The sequence below is a fragment of the Vibrio sp. 10N.261.52.A1 genome (genome assembly GCF_002876325.1).
Taxonomy (GTDB): Bacteria; Pseudomonadota; Gammaproteobacteria; order Enterobacterales; family Vibrionaceae; genus Vibrio; species Vibrio chagasii.
Window position 1 is genome coordinate 1 of the sequence record NZ_MCYD01000698.1, and the last position, 254, is coordinate 254.

Sequence of the window (254 nt, forward strand, 5' to 3'; positions counted from 1 at the left end):
GTTTTCTCGATGGTGTTGAGTATTTGGGGAATCTATTACCCCACCCGATCACTCTTTTCGCAATCTTCTGTGTCGCAATCTTAGTTACTTCTGGTATCGCAGGGTACTTTGAAGTGTCTGTTATGGACCCTCGTCCAGAAGGTGCTCCAGGTCGTGCTGCTGACGGCATGATCCACGTTGTAAGCTTACTTAATGCTGAAGGCTTACAGCTTATCGTAACTAATTTAGTTAAAAACTTTGTTGGCTTTGCGCCA

General features: G+C 44.9%; 1 protein-coding gene. It reads left to right on the forward strand.

The features are described from left to right. The coding region (locus BCT81_RS13690; protein ID WP_198596892.1) for an AbgT family transporter at positions 1-254 on the forward strand (254 nt) is incomplete at both ends.